The sequence below is a fragment of the Kribbella sp. NPDC006257 genome (genome assembly GCF_040613535.1).
Lineage (GTDB): Bacteria > Actinomycetota > Actinomycetes > Propionibacteriales > Kribbellaceae > Kribbella.
On the sequence record NZ_JBEXSJ010000039.1, the window covers coordinates 26,121 to 39,071 of the forward strand.

A 12,951-nucleotide genomic window follows, 5' to 3' on the forward strand; every position below is an offset into this window, starting at 1 on the left:
TCGGTATCCGAAGTCTTCATTGCCGCTATGGGCCGGGTCCTGACCGAGATAGCGGCACGGTCTACCCGTGGTCGGGCATGGGAAGGCTGCAGCGGGGCCGGGCGGACTGACGGCTGGGAGGCGGAGAGTTCCAGGTGCAATTTCTCGGCTACTTTGTCGATCTCGACCGGTCCGAGTGCCTGACCGGAGAGTCAGTTAAGACGAGAGGCGGATTTGCAGACCGGGCGCGAAGTGATTGAGGGCGGCGGTGATGGCGTGCCAGCCGGTGCGGTCGGCGGGATAGGGGCCGTCGATGCCGCCGCCGTCAAACTCGACCAGGCCGTCGGCTCGGACGGTGGCGGTGAAATAGGTACCGACCCCGCCGTAGGAGTTGCCCGCTCTGCGAGCGTTCCAGTGGTAGCCGGGAGTACGCCAGCGTTGCCAGGAGCCGTCTTCGGGGCTGTTGTAGGTGTACTCCTCCTGGAAGAGGCGGCCGCTGGGCTGGAAGGCGTCGACGTACCCGGGTCGCGGGAGGGTCGCGTCCAGGACTGCGCCTGGCTGGTATGGGGTAGTCCCGATATGGCGCCCGAGACCCAGGTCGGTGAGCGCACTCATCAGTAGGTCGACCGATATCTGGTATGGGTCGCCGGTGGGTGGCGTCGCGGTTCGCGACTGGGCCAGATAGCGAACGTGGTACGGGACGTCTTCGTCGGCGGCGATTCGTTGGAGGCGATCGATGGCGAGGGCCGGATTCACTCGGCTGACAGCTCGGGAGCGTAAGTCCTGCTGGTCCAGCGCCGCCAGGAGGAATTCGTCCTGGTCGGCGACCCCGAGCTGAGCGAGGGGGCCGGAAACGTCGCAGTTGCCGTTCAGAGCACGATCGATGAGCGGGAAGATCGCCTCGTGCTCCCGGCGTCGGCCGAGCTCCGCGGCGGCGAACTCCCAATGGTCTCCGCGCAGCAGCAGGATCAGCTCGTCGTACATGCGGTCATCGGTGATCCCGCTGAGCCCGCGCTGGGCCTCCTCGGAGAACTCAGTATCGAGAAGGTCGATCAGGCTCTGAATGTGCTGCGCCGCGAGCGCTTGCTCCACTGGTCGGCGCCGGTCGATTGTTTCCGCCTTGGCGTTCGCGGCTTCAGCCAGTACTGGACTGCCCAAGTCACGCCGGACGATGTTGGCCAGGATTTCTCGCCGGTCGACGGAGCGCAGCTCGGGAATCACTGTCGCCAAGGCGTCGGCGAGACCGGGCAGGTTCGACTTCGCCAGCGCCTCCGCCATCCAGCGGAATGCGCGGAAGTCGTCCGGCGGTGTCTCGCTGATACAGGCCACTAGGATCGGCAGGGTGGACGGATCGCTGAATGAGGCGATCGTTTCGAAAATCACCCGCCGCACGACCAGGTTCGGTGATTCTTTCGGCAACCTGGCGACCAGTGGGCTGACCGCCGCGGGCGGCCCGATGGTCTTCAGGATCATCGCCGCGAACTCGCGGAGCTCTTCGTCGCGATCGTTGAGCAGTCCGACCATCAACTGCAGATGGTCGGGCCGTACGCGCGCTCGGACCATCCGCGTGATGCCCATGATCAACTCGCTCTGCCACCGGCAGCTGCACTCGCGATTGGGGTCCTCATGCCAGCGACGGGAGCTGACCAATGCGCCGGCCAGATCCTCGACCGACAGGCCATCGGCGCCGAGCGCGGCTACCGACCCGGCTGCCGCGGCGGCCACCATGCAGACGTCGCCGGCCATCGCCGTGACCAGTACGGGGATGACTTGGCGATCGCCCACCTCGCCGAGCGCCTGCGCCGCAGCCCGGCGGACTGCCTCGTTGCCCTCGAAATGCAGCGCTTTGACCAGTCTCGGCACGTCGCCGCGGTCCTTGAGCCGTTCTACGTTCGGCGTAGCCGAGGTGAAGTCCCTCCAGCGTTGATGCCATCCCATGCAGGGACCATAGCGGGCACAGCGTGCATGTTCGTCCTAGCCGGGTACTCGTGACCGTATCGCCCGGACTCGCAGCTGTCAGCATCACGGGGATTGATCCATCGCTGGATCTCACTGGGAGACGCGGCTTTGGGGCAGCACGAGGTACCTGAACGTGGCGTGCTGACGGCGCTGCTGGATCGTCGAAGCGGCGGAATCGCTCGGGGCAGGGGACATCTTTGGTGCCGACCGGGCGCAGAACCGTTTCGAGGGCGTTGGAACTAGGTGGCTGAGCACTGTCCAGCGGGGGTGCTTGCATGCTGTCCGGACAGGTAGGGCCTTTTGAGGTGTCGCTGGGAAGAGAGAAGGTCGCGACCAGGCGCCCGTTCTGAACTCGTAGACGGCGAAGGTCCAGATCGCTGGGAGACCTTGGTCTGCGCGAACCCGATCCATGCGCAGCTGCCGACCAGCTTGCTGCCGGTCTGCCGTGGGAGAGATGATCAGTGAGGGCATGGAAGAGTTCCACCAGTGACTGGTGAAGTCAGTGTGGTTGACCGGCAGCCAGGCACGCGGCAGGTATTCCTCGCCGATGTCCAAGACGTGGAGCCTTCCACCCAAGCCCGCTGCGGGCTGCCCGGGGTGATGAGATGGGTCCGCGGCCGTGATAGGCAGGTGCAGGCGGGTTCGGGATCGGCGGATACTCGGCGCAGGCAACGTCTGCGAGCCTGGGGTGGTCGGTGCGAGGGATGGGCTCGAGCCGGCTTTCGCGGAATCAGCCGATCGCTTGGTGTCGGAGAAGGTACAAGCAGCGCGACCGCCAAAATGGTCGCGGCGGTCACGAGTACCGAGCGGATCACGGACTTCTGCTCGATCTTCAAACGCCTCCGGCCGAAGTCGCCGTCTAGTTGGGCTCGGCCGCCCAGCTGACGCGTTGGCCGGCCCAGAAGAGACTTGCAGCTTCCGCAGCTCGGTGCCGGCGGGCAAGACGTAGACGAGACACTCGGCCTCGGAGCTGGAGCTGTTGTTGAGATCACCACAAGGCTGCCTGTGATCACGCCAGACGACGTCCTCAAGCGACTCCCGGAGCTCACCGCGGTCGTCGCGGGCGGCGACCATGTTGCGAAGAGCACGAGTCAGCAACCTCGTCCCTGAGCTTCACGACAGAGATCTACCCGGACGTAGTACGGCGTACCGGTGGGTGGCTGCGCGGTGCTTCCGTCGTTGTTTCGCACGATCGCCGTCGCCAGATCGGCCGGCTCGCCTCGGCGCACCCGCTCGGGTGTGATCGTGACCGCGCCCTGCCCACCGTTAAAACTACCGATCGGCAGCGAGGCGCCGGTGCCGAGCTCCAACGGCTGGGGCTCCTCGCGCGTACAGCCGCAAGCCAGCATGATCAGCACCGCTGCCACGGGCAACGGGCCACGCATGCCTCCAATGTTACGAGCAGTTTCGGGTTCACGTTCGGTCGACCGCGATGACTCGCATTCGCCTGCAAGTCGGCCAATGTGGAGCGCTGGATCTGCGCAGACTGCTTCGGACATCGATAGCCGGTGCGACGCGACCGAGTTCAGTAGTCGTGGATGATGGCCTGGCGTAGGGGGGCCCAGCGTTCCCGGTAGATGGTGAGAAGGAAACTGATAGCGACGATTGAGCCGAGAAGCCAGGCGATGAATCCGCCGATCACCCAGCCGATGCCGATGCGGTCGGACAGTTGGTCGGCATGTCCGAGCCACAGCAGAATCGGAGCCAGGACCACACCGGGTCCGATGATCCAGCTGAATAGATAAGTACGCAGGATTTCACTGCCCCGGAGGCGCGACCAGCCGGCGATGCGGTACTTCGTCACAGTGTTGGAGCTCAGGCCGAGGTTCTGATACTGGATCGAAGTTTCCTCCAGGTAGAACCGGTCGAGCGGGATCACAGGCAGGTAGACGACGGTGAAGTACCGGGTGGCGAAGTACCGGCCGGTCGCGTCCTTACGGGTGAAGCCCTTGAGGTCGAATCCGATCCCGTTGAACGACGACAGGCGCACTCGTTCATCAGACTCCAACGGCCACACCTCGTCAGTCATGCGTGGAAGCCTAGCCAGCCGAAGTCTCACCGCCCGGGCTAGGGCCAACGGGGCTATGTGCGGCGGCACCTGCTGCTCGTCGAGCTAAACAGATCGATCGACCCACGGCGACGGGCCCCGGTTGTGAGCCGAGATGGAGCACCAGAAGGCCGCGGGTGCCAGCACCTAACAGTAACTGTGCTGCTGCTCGAAGCGGCTGAGAGTCCGGCGGGTCCTGGTTAGCAGTTGCAACTACGTCGCAGGCAACGTCCGGGTCGGTCGGCCTCTCGCAGAGCCTGGCGCACGATCGCGTCGACGTCGCCACGTAGCCGGCTCCCGCCGCGCCTGCCGTCGGAACGGTCCGTAACACGTTCGACCCCACACCACCGCCGCTTCACGCTGCAGGTTGCGCGGCGGTCTTGGCTCCAAATTGTCCTCCGGTGACCCTCCTACTACGAACGACCCAGCAGCCGCCGACAGTTTCTACCGCTGCTGCGGGGGATGGACGCACTCACCACACGGTGAAGGTGAGCGCGGGTCGGCTCGCCCGATTGTCGCGCGTACTGGTGGTCGCGCAGCTAGCATGGCGCGATGGCTCAGGAGCGTGTGCCCTGTCGGATCGGGGTTGTCGTCGTGCCTGCGCGCAGGATGAATGTGGGTGCCCTGCAGTACCTGATCCTGGCGATGAACAAGGAACAGAGCTTGTTCCAGTTCGAGTTCTACAACTTTCGCTCCGCTCCACTTCTGCTGAGACTCCTCAGGGGGCACGAATCGGTGGATCGGGCGCAAGCGGAAGAATTAATGCCTGACTTCGCCAGCTTTGCGAGCGCCTATATCGAGATCAGCAATATTCAGATCGGCCTCGTTGAGAGACCCCCTGGCCAGTTCGTGGTCATCAGCCAGTGCTGCTTCAGCGACCACTACTACTCCACCAGGCGAGACGAGGTCTCGGTACTCGCGCTAGGCGACTGGAAGCGCACCATGGCGCCGCCATCGTTCGTGGAGTTCGTTCAGGCGCTGTTAGTTCGCGAAGCGGTGGGGGCCATGTGCCCGAGCCTTGGCGGATCCGTGCATCTCGGCACCAAGGGCTGTCTGTTCGACTTTACCGAGGACCTCACCGATGTCCGGCAGAAAGTGCTCCTCGGTCATGTGTGCTACCACTGCCGCACCCTGATGACCAACGACGGCCAGCCTGCCCTGGCAGATACCGTCATCTCCCTGCTCAACCGTGAATGGCTTGGATTGTCTGCAGACCCGCGCACCCCGGCCGGCGTGATGGCCAGTCTCAGATATGACCTCTTCACGAACAAGGGCCGAAAGGAAACCGTGAGAGAACAATTCCAGGCGACCCTTCGCCAAGAGGGCATCAAGCAACTTGCCACCACCATTGTGACGCTGGTCGTCGCAGCTTTCCTCTTCGTCCTCGGCCTCAAAACCGGCAGCCGTTGACCTGAAATCTCTGACTGGCGCACCGAGATCTGGAACCGGTCGACTTACGAGAGCGATCCATCCCGCCAGCAACTAGGTCCGCAGGATCGGGACGTTTGTCGGCAGCGGCCAGGTAGGACCGGGTGCCGCTTCTGGATGTCTTCGTCGGCCGGCCAGCCTGGCCTACCGGAAGTTTCTGGATCGGGTGGGGGCGGTGAGGGGGAGGCGTTGGAGGTGTTCGGCGATGAGGTTGGTGACGTTGTCGGCTCGTTCGAGTCGGCCGCGGATGATGAGGGCGCCGGAGTCACTGGCGGTTTTGCGGTGTCTGTTCCAGCAGCCGATGGAGATGATGACGTTGATCATGCCGGTTTCGTCTTCGAGGTTCATGAAGGTGACGCCGGAGGCGGTGGCCGGCCTTTGGCGGTGGGCGACGACACCGGCGACTCGGACCCGGGTGTTGGCGGGTGCTGTGCGGAGTTCTTTGGCGGACAGGATGCCGTCGGCCTGAAGTTGTTGGCGGAGGTGTTGGATGGGGTGTTTGCCGGTGGTGATGCCGGTGGCCCAGAGGTCCGCGATGGTGATTTCGTCGTCGCTCATGCCGGGCAGGGTGGGTGGTGGCCCGACGGCGGTGACGCCGGCGAACCGTTCGGGTCGTTCCTCGGCGGCGCGCCCGGCTTCCCACAAGGCTTGGCGGCGGCTGAGCCCGAAGCAGTCGATCACCCCGGCCGTAGCGAGGGCTTCTATCTGTGGCGCGGTGATTCCGGTACGCCGTACGAGGTCGGCCATGTCTTGCGACCTAGCGGTCCATTCGTGTAACGAGATCACGCTGAGTCGCAATTCTGTCGGTGGTGTCACCTACCGTCGGAGCGAGTGGTAAGTGATGGCGCTGCGACTAAGGGGAGGCCGGAATGGCGCTGGAAACCAGCATCCTCGATGCGTACGCCGTGGCCGACGATGTCTTTCACCGCAGGCCTGCAGTCACCTTTCTTGCCAAGACTTATGGCGAGGTAGTGCTGACGGTCTTCACCACTGCTTTCACTCCTGGGCGCGAGACTGTCCCTGACGACCAGTTGCGAAGCCATGTCGGCAACGTGCTGGGGACGTTGCGGGACGCTGGACACAGCATTCCGTCGGCCTCCGCCCGAGAGCTTTGCGCCCAGTGGGTAGCGGAGGGGTGGTTGTTCTACGACACACAGCCCGATGGCACCGGCGTGTACTTCCTGACCTCGGCGAGCAAGGACACGATCGCCTGGACAACCGGCCTGGCGAACCGCCGGATGGTGTCAGCCACCAGGGTCAGCACCATTCTGGAAGCCATCGAGAGCATGGCCGAGCTTGTCGATCCCGATCGCGCGTCTGCGATCGCTCGTCTTGAGGCGCGGATCCGGGAGCAGACCGCACAACTGCGGCGGCTCAGGAAGGGGGCGCAGCTCGAAGAGGCGACGCTCGACGAGTTCGTCCAGCGGTTCGACCACATCTCTCATCTGATGGCTAGCATCCCAGCGGATTTTCGGAGTGTCGCCGAGAGTTTCACGGCAGCGAAGCGACGCATCTTCGAGCTGCTCCTTACTGGGCAGGATCCGGCCGGCGGAATCATGGCGCAAGCTTCAGGCGACGCACTTGGTGTGATCAGAGGAACCCAGTCCGGTAAGGCGTTCGAGGGCGTTGTCGACCTGTTGCGCGATTCTTCGACGGTTGCTGAGCTACGGGGCAACATCACCCGGATCATGGCGCACGAGTTCGCCGACGGGTTGACCGCCTCGGAGCGCGCGACCTTTGCCGACATCACAGCAGTCTTCACTGGGAACGTCGAAGCGGTCCTCGACGGGCCTCGCAAGATCTCGGTCGCGGTACACGGCGCCCTTGAGCGCCACGTCGGCCGGGGCGACTCGCGAAGCGGCGTCGACGAGGCGATCCGGGCCGCCCGGGCAGGCCTCTTGGCCTACCAAGGCCGGACGATCCCGGCTGGCGTCGTTCCGACGGTGGCGCGTGTCGACATGCCTCGGATGATTCAGCGGCTGCACGATCCAAGGCCGGTGCCGCCACCAGTTCGGCTCATGGATGTGCCGGTGTCGGACGCGACGCCAGTGTCCGAGGAAGAGGTTCGTCGATGGGGCGGGCCACACGTGACCGCAATCCGCGATCACGTCGCCCGCGTACTCGCCGATGAGACGGGCGAGGTCGGGCTTGCCGCGATCTGGGAGGCGGCGCCGGCGGACCTCCGCCGGGCCGTCGAGTTGGTCGCCTACTTCGATGTAGCCCACCGGCGCCCCGGTACCACCTATGCCATGGATTCTTGCGATCGAGTTAGGACTTTGGCTCCGGACGGCACCGTGCGGGACGTGGAGATCCCACTCGTACTGATGCGACGCGAGGAAGGCGATCACGAGTGATGTCGAACGATGAGCCAGACGACTATTCGCAGAGGTCGTACTTCGAAGGAGACAGCGGAGATCTTCCAGCGGACGTCCGTGCGGTGATCACCAACCTGATGAATCGCCGCGTCTTGCTGGGCCGCAGCGATCCGGGGCTGTGGGAGACGTTCGTCGACAACGAGATTGCTGTGACCAGACATTTCCACAACATGTACATCGACCTGACCGTTGATCGCGGCGCCCAGGTGGTCCTCAAGCGGCAGGTCTATCCAGATGGCGTGGATTACCGGGTACTGCTGCGTGAGCAGCGTGCTACCCGGGAGCTGAGCACGGCGATGCTCTACCTGCGCTCGGAGTACAACCGGCAGACCCACTCCGGCGCTGAGAGGGTCCAGGTGAGCCGGTCTGACTTAGTGGCAGAGATCGAGGCGTTCTGGCCCGACGACGAAACGAACCGGAAGGCCCGCACGGGAAACGTCAATGCCGCGATCCGGGGTCTCGTCGAACAGGACCTCCTGATCGGAGGAAAGGAGGCTGACGACTGGGAGGTCTCGCCGGCCATCCAAGTGCTCTTCTCCGCTGAGGCGATCAGCAGGCTGGCCGATTGGCTGACCGAACCTGATCGTGCGCCCGGTACAGATCAGGCCGAGGTCGATGACGATCAGGAGGACTCATGACGACATCGAAGGAGCCGATCCGGCAATGGAGCCTGGACTCCCAGCAGACCATCAACTGGGGTTGCTTCGAGGGCTACTGGCGGACCACGTTCGCCGCGGCTGGTGGCGTCACGATGTTCAGCGGAAGGACTGGCTCGGGGAAGTCCACCTACCTGGACGCCAACACAGTCCTGATGCAGCCAACCAAAACACGCCTCAACCGAGCGTCAAACGCCGCCACTACCGGACACGCCCGCAACGAGGCGGAACGCAACGTCGTCTCATACATGCGCGGCATGCTCGACAAAAGCCGTGACGGCGCGGACGAAGTGAACAAGGTACTGCGGGCGGGGACCGTCTGGTCCGCAATTGCTCAGACCTGGCGGAACGCCGACAACGCGGTGCTTACCGCGTTCGTGGTCTACTTCGCTCGTCCAGATGACCAGACCACGCCGTCAGTGAAGCGGTTCGCCCATGTCGATGGCGAGTTCGACATACGATGTCTCGAACAGTTCACTCAAGGGGAGCACCTGGCTAGGCCGATGATGCCCAGGGCGATCAAGCGGGAGTACGCAGGTGTGACCTTCGAGGACAATCTGCCGGCGCTACATCGTGTCCTGTGGCAACGCCTCGGCATCGGCGTGAACGGCGATGGCGGCCGCGCGATGGAGCTGCTGCATCGAGTGCAGTCCAGCGACGGCATCGCCTCGGTCAACGAACTGTTCACCCGTCTCGTCCTCGACAAGCCGTCGACCTTCGCCAAAGCGGCTGACGCGGTGAAGCACTTCGCAAAGCTCGACGAAGCTCACGGCAAGGTCGAGTTGATCGAGGACCAGGTCAGGATCCTGGGAGGAATCCCGGACTGGTGGAACACCTACCGCACCAGCCAGGACGCAGGCCGGTTCTACGCCTCCTTGGCCGCATCAACCGACCCTGAGGCGCTGACGCCCTTCTGGAAGTGGGCACGCTCGCGTGAGTACGACCTTCTGGCCGTTCGCGAGCAGAAAAACTCGGCTGATCGCAAAGATGCCCAGGCGGCCGCTCTCTTGGCATCCAAGGAGGTCGACAAAATCGAGCGTCTCCTCGCTGCCAACCAGGCAAAACGGCAGGCAAATGGTGGGGCGCGTATTGATCGAATCGACAACGAGATCAGGGAAACCAGCGATGCACATCAGCGAGCGGACACCAACCGGGCTCAAATCAAAGACCTGTGCGGCAGCCACTTTGGTGTTCCGGCGACAGCTAAGGCCTACAACCGACAGGTGGCCACGTCACGTCTCTTCGAAACGTCGTATCTCGAGCGGCATGCTACCGCCGAAGACGCTTGGAAGAAGGCCGTCGGCGCGAAGTTCCCGCGACTTGCACGCAAGGCCGATCTGGTCAACGAACAGCGCTACTTGACTGGCAGAAAGGATCTGGTGCCTGAACCGTTGACCAAGATCCGGCGACGCTATTCGGATCTGACCGGCATCCCCGAGCGAGAACTACCGTTTGTCGCTGAACTGATCGACATGGGTCCCGGATGGCAGGGATGGCGGACCGCTGCTGAGCTGACTCTTGGCGGGTTCGCATTTCAGTTGCTGGTCCCGGCGGATCGTGCCACCCGGTTCCGTGTACTCACAGACACCGAGCGAACAGGGCGACGGGTCACCAGCCTCATTGTCCCGCTGTAGGGCCGCTCTGTCTGCGAACGTGATCCCGAGAGTCTGGCTGGTCGCTTTGAATTCAGCGACCACCCGTACGCCGGATGGTTGTCGGAACAGATCCGTGACCGGTACGACCACCTCTGTGTGCCGGACGGCCGTGCCCTGAGCGAATTGCCGTCCGGACGTCGAGGAGTGACTGAGGCCGGCCAGATGCGAGATGGCCGGCGTGGTTCGCACGGCGGCCAGGTGGGACACCAGCCGATCATTGGGTTTTCGCCGCAAGCGCGACTGGATGAGATCGCAGCCGACTTGCGCCGATTGGAGAGCGACCTCGGCGAGGCGGACTCGGTGGAGGACAAGGCCAACAAAGCCCTCAAGGAGCTGGAATCGGAGCATCGAGCGCATGAGCTGTTCCTCCGGACCACTTGGTCCGACCTGGATGTCGCGACCCTGACCGAACGGCTTGATCGGCTCGCCCAGCAACGGAAAGAGGCACTGGCCGACAAGGCGCTGAAGGCATTCGAGGAAGAACGGCTCGAACTCGTTGAGCGGAGCCGGGACTGCAGGGATGCGGAGCAGAAGGAACAGGCGCGGCTGACAGCTGCCGAGGAGGAACACGCTGCTCTAGCAGATCGAACTGATGCCGCGTGGCGTCATCTGCTACGCCTCGAGGAAATTGAAGAACCCTGTCTGGACCGGATGGATTTGCTACTCCGCGAGCATCTCGATGGTCGGCCGGTCGCCGCCGACGATTTCGAACCCCGCATACTCGGACCCTTCGTCAAGGTGCTTAACAGTCAAGCGAACGCCGTCGCCAGCGAGGGGAAGGCTGCCTACGACCAACTCGTCAACGCTTTTACCACGTATCAGCGCGTCTATAAGGATCCCGATCTGACTACGGATCCTGAGTTGTCCTACGAGGAGTTCAAGGCGATCCTCGACGGTCACCTGGAATCGGGGGTCGACAAGGCCAAGGAGACGTTCGCCGACTACACGACCACGTTTGCGGGCCTCGAGGTGATGCACCTTAACACCGCCTACCAGAACGAAACCGAGATGATCTTCAGGCGGTTAGAGCAGGTCAACAGCATCCTGCGCGATCAACCATACGGTGCAGACGGTCGCGGCAGGATCAGCATCGCTGTCAGGCCCGGCGGGATGCCCGACGAGGCAGTGACGTTCCTTCATCGGCTGAGCGAGATCACTTCGCACAGCACCCATGACCTCAGCTACGACGAGGCTCGAGCGCGTTTCACCCTATTCAAGGACGTCGTCGAACAACTCGAGGATTCGCGCACCGCCGATCCGCTGCTCGATGTGCGGCGTCATCTCCGGCTCGAGGCGCAGCATCGTGACGAAGAAGGTGCGCTGATCGCCATTCACGACACGCTGGCCGGCAAGTCCGGCGGCGAAAGCCAGGAACTCACGATGTTCATCATCGCGGCCGCGATCCGGTACCAGGTCGGCTCGCTCGAAGACGACAAGCCTCGCTTCGCACCGGTTTTCCTCGATGAAGGCATGGTCAAGGCAGATCCAGAGACCACCCAGAGAGCCGCCTCGGTATGGAAGCGCCTCGGGTTCCAACCGATCATCGCGGTTCCGCTCGACAAGCATGAGTCGGTCATGGTCGAGGCCGACTTGTGCTGGTCGGTGTCCAAGGACGCCGCCGGAAGGTCGCGTCTCGACTGGATGAGACCGCATGCTGCTTCAAGCACTGTACAGAGCGATCAGCGATGAAGACAGTCGAGAACGCCAGGGCCGAGGTACTGAAATGGCTCAACAAACACCTGGCGACGCGGGTTGCCGCTTCTGCTCTTGATTGTCCGGTCCTATCTGTCGCACTAGGTATGCCAACCGCTGCAACTCTGTTGCAGACATGGCAGGAGACTCGAGATCAGGCGCTCGCCTGGCGCCGCTTCTCACTGCCTGCGGGGGTAGAGGTGAACTGGGTGTCCAGGCGCCTTAATCGTGGCGAGCAGCCGCTGCCGACCCACCTCCGGTTCGCGTCTCTGGTCGCGACGGCGGAGTTCGCAGGGGATGGCTGGCCGCAGCGCCTGGAAGTCCTCCGAGCGCGATGGGCCGCACTTCAGCAGGCAGCCCAGATGACGGCGAATCCGTCCGTCCTCCAAAGAGTCTCAGAGTGGAAGGACGTCGATTTCGAGATACTACTGGCGGCCGTGGACTGGTTCTCCGCGAACGATGCGTCCGGTCTGACTCCACGCCAGGTGTCAGTCGATGGCGTACAGGGAAAGTGGTTCGATCGCCACCACGCACTCATCTCGACGCTGGTGGGAAAGGCGGACCTAGGTCTCCTGACACGGCCCACTCGCGTGCATTTCACCTACCTTGACCCAGCCCATCACGAATCCGGCGGTCGCAAACATGACTCGTTCACGATCGGGGACAACGTTCAGCTTCCCTACCAGCCGAACACTGTCGTGATCCTGGAGAACAAAGACACGGCGGTGTTCTTTCCTTCGCTCGAACAGGCGATAGCGGTCGAAGGCAACGGTGATGCCGCACCACGGCTGCTTCCTCTCCTGTCATGGATCAGCTCAGCCGCCAACATCATCTACTGGGGCGATATGGATTCCCGCGGCTACGAGATTGTCGATAGGCTGCGCCTAGCCGGCCTCGAGGTCCAGACGATCCTGATGGACCAGACGGCGTACGACGAATACGAGCGGTTCGGAACCAACACCGACGAGCACGGCAAGCTTCTGCCCTGCCGGCCACGCAAGCCATGCCCAACCCTTACAGCGGCCGAGCGCGAGGTCTACGAGAACCTGACCACACCGGAGTGGCCACGTTATCGCCGGATCGAACAGGAACGAATTTCACTCACCGCAGCACTGGACCGTCTCCAAGAGGCCTGCTGTCCACCCGGCTGACCGAGACGG

At 63.4% G+C, this 12,951-nt stretch carries 10 protein-coding genes; 6 read left to right on the forward strand and 4 right to left on the reverse strand.

Going from position 1 to position 12,951, the window contains the following annotated elements; genetic code table 11:
• Positions 1-195 precede the first annotated feature (195 nt).
• From ABZ004_RS33590 to ABZ004_RS33600, 3 genes are all read right to left on the reverse strand, one after another.
• The gene (locus ABZ004_RS33590; RefSeq protein WP_355685320.1) at positions 196-1,917 is read right to left on the reverse strand and encodes a HEAT repeat domain-containing protein; all 1,722 of its coding nucleotides are present in this window, start codon (positions 1,915-1,917) and stop codon (positions 196-198) included.
• A 1,112-nt stretch (positions 1,918-3,029) separates the two neighbouring features.
• Positions 3,030-3,323, reverse strand: a complete 294-nt coding sequence (locus ABZ004_RS33595; RefSeq protein WP_355685322.1) for a hypothetical protein — start codon at positions 3,321-3,323, stop codon at positions 3,030-3,032.
• 140 nt (positions 3,324-3,463) lie between these two features.
• On the reverse strand, positions 3,464-3,967 hold the full coding sequence (locus tag ABZ004_RS33600) for a hypothetical protein (protein WP_355685324.1): 504 nt from the start codon (positions 3,965-3,967) through the stop codon (positions 3,464-3,466).
• A 570-nt stretch (positions 3,968-4,537) separates the two neighbouring features.
• On the opposite strand from ABZ004_RS33600, the gene ABZ004_RS33605 reads away from it, so the two are divergent.
• Positions 4,538-5,395, forward strand: a complete 858-nt coding sequence (locus tag ABZ004_RS33605) for a hypothetical protein (protein ID WP_355685325.1) — start codon at positions 4,538-4,540, stop codon at positions 5,393-5,395.
• A 162-nt stretch (positions 5,396-5,557) separates the two neighbouring features.
• On the opposite strand, the gene ABZ004_RS33610 is transcribed toward ABZ004_RS33605, so the two are convergent.
• Positions 5,558-6,160 carry an OB-fold nucleic acid binding domain-containing protein gene (locus tag ABZ004_RS33610; protein WP_355685326.1) on the reverse strand — a complete coding sequence of 201 codons (603 nt, stop codon included), beginning with the start codon at positions 6,158-6,160 and terminating at the stop codon, positions 5,558-5,560.
• A 122-nt stretch (positions 6,161-6,282) separates the two neighbouring features.
• Between ABZ004_RS33610 and ABZ004_RS33615 the strand changes: the two genes are divergently transcribed.
• The 5 genes from ABZ004_RS33615 to ABZ004_RS33635 all read left to right on the forward strand — a co-directional run bounded on the left by ABZ004_RS33615 (position 6,283) and on the right by ABZ004_RS33635 (position 12,942).
• Positions 6,283-7,767: a DUF3375 family protein gene (locus ABZ004_RS33615; protein WP_355685327.1), complete on the forward strand. Its 1,485-nt coding sequence runs from the start codon at positions 6,283-6,285 to the stop codon at positions 7,765-7,767.
• 83 nt (positions 7,768-7,850) lie between these two features.
• Positions 7,851-8,426: a DUF4194 domain-containing protein gene (locus tag ABZ004_RS33620; protein WP_355685328.1), complete on the forward strand. Its 576-nt coding sequence runs from the start codon at positions 7,851-7,853 to the stop codon at positions 8,424-8,426.
• Entirely contained in the window at positions 8,423-10,078 is a 1,656-nt protein-coding gene (locus ABZ004_RS33625; RefSeq protein WP_355685329.1) for an ATP-binding protein, read from the forward strand. The genes ABZ004_RS33620 and ABZ004_RS33625 overlap by 4 nt, the downstream gene beginning before the upstream one ends.
• 78 nt (positions 10,079-10,156) lie before the next feature.
• Positions 10,157-11,788 (forward strand): SbcC/MukB-like Walker B domain-containing protein, encoded by a 1,632-nt coding sequence (locus tag ABZ004_RS33630; RefSeq protein ID WP_355685331.1) that lies wholly within the window; start codon positions 10,157-10,159, stop codon positions 11,786-11,788.
• Positions 11,785-12,942, forward strand: a complete 1,158-nt coding sequence (locus ABZ004_RS33635; protein ID WP_355685333.1) for a Wadjet anti-phage system protein JetD domain-containing protein — start codon at positions 11,785-11,787, stop codon at positions 12,940-12,942. The genes ABZ004_RS33630 and ABZ004_RS33635 overlap by 4 nt, the downstream gene beginning before the upstream one ends.
• The last annotated feature ends 9 nt before the right edge of the window (positions 12,943-12,951 follow it).

Excerpts from the sequence above, each read along its gene's own strand:
- ABZ004_RS33635 (WP_355685333.1), top strand. The coding sequence starts at position 11,785 with ATGAAGACAGTCGAGAACGCCAGGGCCGAGGTACTGAAATGGCTCAAC.
- ABZ004_RS33600 (WP_355685324.1), bottom strand. The coding sequence starts at position 3,967 with ATGACTGACGAGGTGTGGCCGTTGGAGTCTGATGAACGAGTGCGCCTG.
- ABZ004_RS33605 (WP_355685325.1), top strand. The coding sequence starts at position 4,538 with ATGGCTCAGGAGCGTGTGCCCTGTCGGATCGGGGTTGTCGTCGTGCCT.
- ABZ004_RS33625 (WP_355685329.1), top strand. The coding sequence starts at position 8,423 with ATGACGACATCGAAGGAGCCGATCCGGCAATGGAGCCTGGACTCCCAG.
- ABZ004_RS33595 (WP_355685322.1), bottom strand. The coding sequence starts at position 3,323 with ATGCGTGGCCCGTTGCCCGTGGCAGCGGTGCTGATCATGCTGGCTTGC.
- ABZ004_RS33610 (WP_355685326.1), bottom strand. The coding sequence starts at position 6,160 with ATGGCCGACCTCGTACGGCGTACCGGAATCACCGCGCCACAGATAGAA.
- ABZ004_RS33615 (WP_355685327.1), top strand. The coding sequence starts at position 6,283 with ATGGCGCTGGAAACCAGCATCCTCGATGCGTACGCCGTGGCCGACGAT.
- ABZ004_RS33590 (WP_355685320.1), bottom strand. The coding sequence starts at position 1,917 with ATGGGATGGCATCAACGCTGGAGGGACTTCACCTCGGCTACGCCGAAC.